The sequence below is a fragment of the Halomonas sp. BM-2019 genome, assembly GCF_017584085.1.
In genome coordinates, this window is sequence record NZ_CP071922.1 from 1689522 (window position 1) to 1698063 (window position 8542).

An 8542-nucleotide genomic window follows, 5' to 3' on the forward strand; every position below is an offset into this window, starting at 1 on the left:
GGCCAGCGCCGGGGCGGCATAGCGGTCGCTGGCCTCCAGGTAACCCAGGGCCGCGCGGCGGTAGTCGCCGCGCTGGCCGGCCAACTCGGCGGTGAGCAGGTCCGCCAGCCCCTCGGCGTCCAGGCCGCGCTCGATGGGCGGGGCGCCGGCCAGGGGGTCGTCGCTCGCCTCTCCCGGCCCGCCGACGCCCGGCAGCGCCTGGCAGCCGGCGATCAGCGGCATCAGGGCCAGCGGCACCAGGGCGGCGCGGAGCGAGCGGGGGAGCAGGCGATGGGCGGAAGGCATGGGCGTCTCGTTGGCAGGGCCGAGGGGCCAGCATAACGGCTTGGCCGACGCGGGCAAAGGTCGCCGGGGGAGGGCGCCCAAGCGAGTCGCGCTGTGATAGAATCTCGGCGCATTGTCGACGATGCCGCCAAGGCCGGCCACCACTAGCTAAGATGCCCGACGCATGACGCTGCTTGCCCTAGGAATCAATCACCGAACCGCCACCGTCGAGGTGCGCGAGCAGGTGGCCTTTACCCCTGCCCAGCTGGAAACGGCGCTGGGCGAGCTGCGCGGCTTGCCCCAGGTCAAGGAAGCGGCGGTTCTCTCCACCTGCAACCGCACCGAGCTCTACTGCGTCACCGAGCCCCAGGGGGAGAGGGCGATCCTCGACTGGCTGGGCCGCTTCCACGGCCTGCCGGTGGAGGATCTTTCCCGTTGCGCCTACCACTACCTGGACAACGAGGCCGCCCGCCACCTGATGCGGGTGGCGGTGGGGCTGGACTCCATGGTGCTGGGGGAGCCGCAGATCCTGGGCCAGCTCAAGGATGCCTACCAGGCCAGCCGCCACGCCCTGGGGCTGGGCAAGGAGCTCGAGTGCCTGTTCCAGCACACCTTCGCGGTGGCCAAGCAGGTGCGCACCGAGACCGGCATCGGCCGCAACCCGGTCTCCGTGGCCTATGCGGCGGTGAGCCTGGCCAGCCGAATCTTCGACGACTTCGGTCGCGCCCGGGCGCTGCTGATCGGCGCCGGCGAGACCATCGAGCTGGTGGCCCGCCACCTGCACGAGGCCGGCGTGCGCCAGCTCACCGTGGCCAATCGCACCCGCGAGCGCGCCGAGCTGCTGGCCGGCAGCCTGGGCGCCCGGGCCATCGCCCTGGATGCGATTCCCGACGCCCTGGCCGAGGCGGACATCGTGATCTCCTCCACCGCCGCACCGCTACCGATCATCGGCAAGGGCATGGTGGAGCGGGCGCTGAAGAAGCGCCGCCATCGGCCGATCTTCATGGTCGATATCGCCGTGCCACGGGACATCGAGCCCGAGGTGGGCCGGCTCGCCGATATCTTCCTCTACTCCGTCGATGACCTCCAGGAGGTGATCGAGGAGAACCGCCGCCACCGCCAGGTGGCCGCCGACCAGGCCGAGTCGCTGATCGAGCACGGCGTGGGCGCCTGGCTGCACGAGCGGCGCATCCGCGGCGGCGGCGAGCTGATTCGCGACTTCCGCACCCTGGGCGAGGCCCAGCGCGACCTCTCCCTTGAGCAGGCGCTGGCCCGGCTGGGCCACGGCGAGGATCCCGAGTCGGTGGTGCGCCGCCTGGCCCACCAGCTCACCAATCGACTGCTGCACCGCCCCACCGTGGCGCTGCGCGAGGCCGCCTCCGCCGAGCGTCACGACCTGCTCGAGGCCGCCGGCGCGCTGCTGCTCGACACCGCCCCCGACAAGACCCGATAGGACGATTCATGAAAGCATCCCTGCGTCAGCGCCTCGACGCCTTCGGCGAGCGCTTCGAGGAGCTCGCCGCCCTGCTGGCGGAGCCCGAGGTCATCGGCGACCAGCGCCGCTTCCGTGACTACTCTCGCGAGTACGCCGAGCTCGAGCCCCTGGTGGAGGCCTGGCGCGACTACCGTGCCGTGGAGGGCGACATCGAGGCCGCCGAGCCGCTCGCCTCCGACAGCGACCCGGAGATGCGCGAGCTGGCCGAGCTGGAGCTGACCGAGGGGCGCGACCGGCTCGCGGCCATGGAGGTGACCCTCAAGCAGCTGCTGGTGCCGCGGGACCCCGACGATGGCCGCAGCGTCTTCCTCGAGGTGCGCGCCGGCACCGGCGGCGACGAGGCGGCGCTGTTCGCCGGCGACCTGTTTCGCATGTACGCCCGCTACGCCGAGCAGCACGGCTGGAAGGTCGAGGTGGTCAGCGCCAGCCACGGTGAGCAGGGGGGCTACAAGGAGATCATCTCGCGCATCAAGGGCGAGGGCGCCTACGCTCGGCTCAAGTTCGAATCCGGCGCCCACCGGGTGCAGCGGGTGCCCGCCACCGAGTCCCAGGGGCGCATCCACACCTCCGCCTGTACCGTGGCGGTGATGCCGGAGGCCGACGAGGTGGGCGAGATCGACATCAATCCCGCCGAGCTGCGGGTGGACACCTTCCGGTCCAGCGGCGCCGGCGGCCAGCACGTCAACACCACCGACTCCGCCATCCGCCTCACCCACCTGCCCACCGGCGTGGTGGTGGAGTGCCAGGAGGAACGCAGCCAGCACAAGAACCGCGCCAAGGCGATGTCGCTGCTCGCCGCCCGGCTCAAGCAGAGCGCCGTGGAGACGCGCCGCCAGGCCCAGGCCCAGGAGCGCAAGAGCCTGGTGGGCTCCGGCGATCGCAGCGAGCGCATCCGCACCTACAACTTCCCCCAAGGGCGGGTCACCGATCACCGCATCAACCTGACCCTCTACAAGCTCGCCGAGGTGGTCAGCGGCGAGCAGCTCGACGAGGTGATCGAGCCGCTGATCCACGAGTACCAGGCAGAGCAGCTCGCCGCCCTGCAGCAGGACGCCTGACGTGCAGGAAAAGTACGTGTGCCTCGATGCCCTGCTGGTGGCAGCCGCGGCGCGCCTGACGGCGGCCGGCTCGCCCAGCGCCCGGCTCGACGCCGAGGTGCTGCTCTGCCACGTGCTGGGCGTCGATCGCACCTGGCTCTACACCTGGGGCGACCGCGCGGCCGAGCCGGCGGTGATCGAGCGCTTCGAGACCCTGCTGGCGCGCCGCGAGGCCGGCGAACCGGTGGCCTACCTGACTGGCGAGCGGGAGTTCTGGGGGCTGCGCCTGGCCACCGAGCCCAGCACCCTGATTCCGCGCCCCGACACCGAGACCCTGGTGGCGGCCGCCCTGGAACAGGCGACCGCGGCCACCGGGCGGCTGCTCGACCTGGGCACCGGCACCGGCGCCATCGCCCTGGCCTTTGCCAGCGAGCGTCCCGAGTGGACGGTGCTGGGGGTGGATCTGCGTCCCGAGGCGGTGGCGCTCGCCCGCCGCAACGCCGCGCGGCTCGGTATCACCAACGCCGCGTTCTGCCAGAGCGACTGGTTCTCTGTCTTGGCCACCGCCGAGCGCTTCGCGCTGATCGTCTCCAACCCCCCCTATCTCGCCGACGACGACCCGCACCTGGCCCGCGGCGACGTGCGCTTCGAGCCGGTGACCGCCCTGGTGGCCGGTGATGATGGCCTGGCCGACCTCAACTATCTGGTGCGCACGGCACGAGGGCACCTGGCGGCGAGCGGCTGGCTGCTGCTTGAGCATGGCGCCGAGCAGGGGGCAGCTGTGCGCCAGGCACTGGCGGAAGCCGGTTACCAGGAGGTGGCTAGTCGCCGCGACCTGGCCGGCCACGAGCGGGTGACCCTGGGGGCCTGGCCGGGGCGTTGAGGGTTCAACTGGCAGTGGCAGGCGGCGGTGTGGTACATCTGAAATCAGAAAATAATACGGGTAAGCACCGTGATCGCGTGACTGAACACCAGAATGCCGCCTGCGTCCCGATGGTTTTCAGGCCAATCCGCTGTCGCGACGGCTCCTTTCGCCACTCCTGAGACCTGCCAGCCTTACGCCGATGAAAGCCAAGACTCGCTCCCTCGATCGTATCGATCTCAAGATCCTGCGCTGCCTGCAGGAGAACGCCCGCATCTCCTACGTTGACCTTGCCGCCCAGGTCGGCCTCTCCACCACGCCCTGTCTCGAACGGGTCAAGCGTCTTGAGCGCGCCGGGGTGATCCGCGGCTACAAGGCGGTGCTCGACCCCCGGGCGCTGAAGGCCAATCTGCTGGTGTTCGTGGAGATCAGCCTGGAGACCCAGTCGCCGGCGGTGTTCGACGAGTTCCGCCGCGCCGTGGCCAAGCTGCCGCAGATCCAGGAGTGTCACCTGGTCTCCGGCCAGTTCGACTACATCCTGAAGTGCCGCATCCCCGAGATGGCCGCCTACCGCCAGCTGCTCGGCGACGTGGTGCTGACCCTGCCGGGAGTGAAGGAGTCCAAGAGCTACGTGGTGATGGAGGAGGTCAAGGAGGAGTTCTCCCTCCACGTGCCCGATATCGAGGAGTTCGAAGGCAAGTGACCATGACCGACGCCGACCTGCTGCGCTACAGCCGCCAGATCATGCTGGCCCAGATCGACATCGAGGGGCAGGAGCGACTGCTGGCCGGCCACGCCCTGGTGGTGGGTGCCGGCGGGCTCGGCTCGCCGGTGGCCCTCTACCTGGCCGCGGCCGGGGTGGGGCAGCTGACCCTGGCCGACGCCGACGCGGTGGAGCTCTCCAACCTGCAGCGCCAGATCGCCCACGGGGAGGGGGACCTGGGCCGCAACAAGGCCGAATCCGCTCGGGAATCGGCGCTGGCGCTGAACCCCGGCTGCCGGATCGAGACGCTGACCGCCCACCTCGCCGGCGAGGCCATGGCCGCGGCGGTGGCGGCGGCCGATGTGGTGCTCGACTGCACCGACCGCTTCTCCAGCCGCTATGCGATCAACGCCGCCTGTCGCGCCGCCGGGGTGCCGCTGGTTTCCGGGGCGGCGATCCGCTTCTCCGGTCAGCTGGCGGTATTCGACCCCCGCGATCCCGAGAGCCCCTGCTACGCCTGCCTCTACCCGCCGGACGGCAGCGGCGACGAGGCACTCTCCTGTGCGGAGAGCGGCGTGGTTGCGCCGCTGGTGGGGCTGATCGGTAGCTTCCAGGCGCTGGAGGCGATCAAGCTGCTCAGCGGCGCAGGCACGCCACACCGGGGCCTCTCCACCTTCGATGGCCTCACCGGCCAGTGGCGCCACTTCAAGGTGCCCCGGGACCCGGCCTGTCCGACCTGCCGCGACCGAGGGTAAGGGCCTGACGCCCCGTCTGGCGTCACCCCGGCCGAGGGGTCGATACTGTCAGCGGGATATCCCCTGCTCCATCGACGACAACAACGAGCGCCACGCGCATGACTGCCCAGGCCCCCGAGATGCCGACCCGTCCGCAGCGCCCTGCCTCCTGGTACCGCGACTCCATCGCCGTCGACCTCGGCCCCTGCTCCCCGCTGGCGGGGGAGGTGCGTGCCGATGTCTGCGTGATCGGCGGCGGGATCACCGGCTGCTCGGCGGCGCTGCACCTGGCCGAGCGGGGCTATGCGGTGGTGCTGCTGGAGGCCAGCGAGATCGGCTTTGGCGCCTCGGGGCGCAGCGGCGGCCAGATCCTGCCGGGGCTCGGTACCGACATCGCCACCGTGGAGCAGGCCCTGGGCCTTGGCGCCGCCCGTGATATCTGGGCCATGAGCCGCGAGGCGGTGGCACTCACCGCCGAGCTCATCGAGCGCCACGCCATCCCCTGCGATCTCGCCTGGGGCTACTTGCATGCCGCGGTGAAGCCGCGCCATGTGCACGAGCTCAAGGCCCTCCGCGACCGCCTGGCGCGAGACTACGGCTATGAGGCCCTGACCTGGCTCGAGGGGGACGCCCTGCGCGAGCATGTGGTCACCGACGCCTATCCCGGCGCGCTTTACGAGAGCGAGGCGGGGCACCTGCACCCGCTCAACTACACCCTGGGCCTGGCCCGCACCGCCCGCGAGGCCGGGGCCGTTATCCACGAGGCCAGCCCGGCGCTGGCGATTCGCCGCGGCTCGCCCCATCGGGTGGTCACCCCCGGCGGCAGCGTCAGCGCCGACTTCGTGGTACTGGGCACCAACGCCTTCCCGCAGGGGCTGGTACCCGAGCTCGCGGGCCGGGTGATGCGTGCCGCCAACTACCTCATCGCTACCGAGCGGCTCTCCGCCGAGCGTGCTGCCCGGGTGTTGCCGCGGGGGGATGCCCTGTCGGACGCCAACTTCGTGCTGGACTACTATCGTCTCTCCGCCGATCGGCGGCTGATCTACGGCGGCGAGGTGAGCTACACCGGCCGCGAGCCCAGGGGCCTTGCCGCGCGCATGGATGCCAAGATCGCGCGCCTCTTCCCGGTATTGCGTGGGGTTTCCATCGACTACCGCTGGGGGGGCGAGGTGGCCATCACCCTCAACCGTGCTCCAGACTTCGGCCGCATCGGTGACAGTCTCTACTACGCCCAGGGCTACTCCGGCCACGGCATGGCCCTGGCGGGGCTGGCCGGCAAGCTGATGGCAGAGGCCATCGCCGGCCAGAGCGAGCGCTTCGACGCCTTTGCCGCCATGCCCCACCGGCGCTTCCCGGGGGGCGAGCGGCTGCGCACGCCGCTGCTGGTGCTGGCCACCAGCTTCTACAAGCTGCGCGATCGACTATAGACAGGGCATCCGCCCCGCGGGCCCAGACGAGGATCCCATGAAAGACCTGGAAAGCTGGCTGAAGGAGCGACGCATCACCGAGGTGGAGTGCCTGGTCAGCGACATCACGGGCATCGCCCGCGGCAAGATCGCCCCGGTCTCCAAGTTCGTGGCCGAGAAGGGGATGCGTCTGCCGGAGAGCGTGCTGCTGCAGTCGGTGACCGGTGATTACGTCGAGGACGATCTCTACTACTCGCTGCTCGATCCGGCGGACATCGACATGCTCTGCAAGCCGGATCCCAGCGCGGCCTATCCGGTGCCCTGGGCGCTGGAGCCCACCGCCCAGGTGATCCATGACTGCTTCGACAAGCAGGGCAACCCCATCGAGCTTTCGGCGCGCAACCAGCTCAAGAAGGTGCTGGCGCTCTACGCCGAACAGGGCTGGCGGCCGGTGGTGGCGCCGGAGATGGAGTTCTACCTCACCAAGCGCTGCGAGGACCCCGACCTGCCGCTGCAGCCCCCCATCGGCCGTAGCGGCCGCCAGGAGACCGGCCGCCAGTCCTTCTCCATCGACGCCGCCAACGAGTTCGATCCGCTCTTCGAGGACATGTACGACTGGTGCGAGGCCCAGAGCATCGACATCGATACCCTGATCCATGAGGAGGGCACCGCCCAGATGGAGATCAACTTCCGTCACGGCGACCCGTTGACCCTGGCGGACCAGGTCTTCCTGTTCAAGCGCACCATGCGCGAGGCGGCCCTCAAGCACGACGTGGCCGCCACCTTCATGGCCAAGCCGGTCACCAACGAGCCGGGCAGCGCCATGCATATCCACCAGAGCGTGCTGGAGGCGAAGAGCGGTCGGAGCGTCTTCTCCAACCCCGACGGCACCATGAGCCCACTCTTTCTCCACCATATCGGTGGCCTGCAGAAGTTCATTCCCGAGGCCCTGCCGCTGATGGCCCCCAACGTCAACTCCTTTCGCCGCTTCCTGCCCGACACCTCGGCGCCGGTCAACGTGGAGTGGGGCGAGGAGAATCGCACCTGTGGGCTGCGCGTACCGGACTCCACGGCCCAGAATCGCCGAGTGGAGAACCGCCTGCCGGGCGCCGATGCCAACGCCTACCTGGCCATCGCGGCGTCCCTGCTGTGCGGCTACCTGGGGATGATACAGAAGCTCAACCCCTCGGCGCCGGTGCAGGGCCGCGCCTTCGAGCGACGCAACCTGCGCCTGCCCTTCACCCTGGAGCAGGCGCTGGAGCGCATGGAGCACTGTGCCGAGCTGGAGACCTACATGGGCAGCAAGTTCGTCACCGGGTTCGTGGCGGTGAAGCGGGTGGAGAACGAGAACTTCAAGCGCGTGATCAGCTCCTGGGAGCGGGAGTTCCTGCTGCTCAGCGTCTAGGCTTTGTCTGAAAAGTCGGCGAGCGCAGCCAGTTTTCGGACATAGCCTAGTCATCCTACCGAGTCCGGAGTCCTGCCATGCCTGACCATCCCGCCGGCGACCACGTCGCCTCCTGGTACGCCGCCACCGCCAACCCCGCCCCCCAGCGCCCGGCGCTTGCGGGCGAGGTCGCCTGTGACGTCTGCGTGGTGGGGGCCGGCTTCACCGGCATCTCCGCGGCGCTGCACCTGGTCGAGCGGGGCCTTTCGGTGGTGGTGCTGGAGGCCGCCCGGGTGGGCTTCGGCGCCTCCGGGCGCAACGGCGGCCAGATCGTCAACAGCTACAGCCGCGACATGGACGTGATCGAAGCCAAGTACGGTGCCGAGACCGCCCGTGCCCTGGGCGATATGGCCTTTGAAGGTAACCAGATCATTCGTCGTCGCATCGAGCAGTACGTCATCGACTGCGATCTGCGCGACGGCAATCTCTTCGCCGCCTGCAATCGCAGGCAGCTCAAGGGCCTGCGCGAGCACCAGGCGCTCTGGGAGCGCTACGGCTATCGGGAGCTGGAGCTGCTGGAGGGGGAAGGGGTGAAGCGCGAGGTCAATACCGACCGCTACGTGGGCGCCCTGGTGGACCACGGCGGCGGTCACCTGC

At 69.9% G+C, this 8542-nt stretch carries 8 protein-coding genes and 1 pseudogene; 8 read left to right on the forward strand and 1 reads right to left on the reverse strand.

Going from position 1 to position 8542, the window contains the following annotated elements:
- Positions 1-285: pseudogene (locus J5F18_RS08510) on the reverse strand (hypothetical protein); the annotation flags it as partial.
- A 163-nt stretch (positions 286-448) separates the two neighbouring features.
- On the opposite strand from J5F18_RS08510, the gene hemA reads away from it, so the two are divergent.
- From hemA to J5F18_RS08550, 8 genes are all read left to right on the forward strand, one after another.
- Positions 449-1717: a glutamyl-tRNA reductase gene (gene hemA, locus J5F18_RS08515; RefSeq protein WP_346301825.1), complete on the forward strand. Its 1269-nt coding sequence runs from the start codon at positions 449-451 to the stop codon at positions 1715-1717.
- Positions 1718-1725: 8 nt separating this feature from the next.
- Positions 1726-2817, forward strand: coding sequence for a peptide chain release factor 1 (gene prfA / locus J5F18_RS08520; RefSeq protein ID WP_346301826.1), 1092 nt, complete (start codon positions 1726-1728; stop codon positions 2815-2817).
- A 16-nt stretch (positions 2818-2833) separates the two neighbouring features.
- Positions 2834-3679 (forward strand): peptide chain release factor N(5)-glutamine methyltransferase, encoded by an 846-nt coding sequence (gene prmC, locus J5F18_RS08525; protein WP_346302199.1) that lies wholly within the window; start codon positions 2834-2836, stop codon positions 3677-3679.
- A gap of 181 nt (positions 3680-3860) precedes the next feature.
- The gene (locus tag J5F18_RS08530; RefSeq protein ID WP_346301827.1) at positions 3861-4361 is read left to right on the forward strand and encodes an Lrp/AsnC ligand binding domain-containing protein; all 501 of its coding nucleotides are present in this window, start codon (positions 3861-3863) and stop codon (positions 4359-4361) included.
- Positions 4362-4363: 2 nt separating this feature from the next.
- On the forward strand, positions 4364-5116 hold the full coding sequence (gene moeB, locus J5F18_RS08535) for a molybdopterin-synthase adenylyltransferase MoeB (protein WP_346302200.1): 753 nt from the start codon (positions 4364-4366) through the stop codon (positions 5114-5116).
- A gap of 98 nt (positions 5117-5214) precedes the next feature.
- Positions 5215-6522, forward strand: a complete 1308-nt coding sequence (locus J5F18_RS08540) for an FAD-binding oxidoreductase (RefSeq protein ID WP_346301828.1) — start codon at positions 5215-5217, stop codon at positions 6520-6522.
- Positions 6523-6559: 37 nt separating this feature from the next.
- Positions 6560-7906, forward strand: a complete 1347-nt coding sequence (locus J5F18_RS08545) for a glutamine synthetase family protein (protein ID WP_346301829.1) — start codon at positions 6560-6562, stop codon at positions 7904-7906.
- Positions 7907-7983: 77 nt separating this feature from the next.
- Positions 7984-8542 (forward strand): FAD-binding oxidoreductase (locus tag J5F18_RS08550; protein WP_346301830.1); only part of this gene is annotated, 559 nt, incomplete at its 3' end.

What these genes read in the sequence shown, in the direction of transcription:
- J5F18_RS08530 (WP_346301827.1), top strand. Translation starts at nt 3,861, where the DNA reads ATGAAAGCCAAGACTCGCTCCCTCGATCGTATCGATCTCAAGATCCTG.
- J5F18_RS08540 (WP_346301828.1), top strand. Translation starts at nt 5,215, where the DNA reads ATGACTGCCCAGGCCCCCGAGATGCCGACCCGTCCGCAGCGCCCTGCC.
- moeB (WP_346302200.1), top strand. Translation starts at nt 4,364, where the DNA reads ATGACCGACGCCGACCTGCTGCGCTACAGCCGCCAGATCATGCTGGCC.
- J5F18_RS08545 (WP_346301829.1), top strand. Translation starts at nt 6,560, where the DNA reads ATGAAAGACCTGGAAAGCTGGCTGAAGGAGCGACGCATCACCGAGGTG.
- prfA (WP_346301826.1), top strand. Translation starts at nt 1,726, where the DNA reads ATGAAAGCATCCCTGCGTCAGCGCCTCGACGCCTTCGGCGAGCGCTTC.
- hemA (WP_346301825.1), top strand. Translation starts at nt 449, where the DNA reads ATGACGCTGCTTGCCCTAGGAATCAATCACCGAACCGCCACCGTCGAG.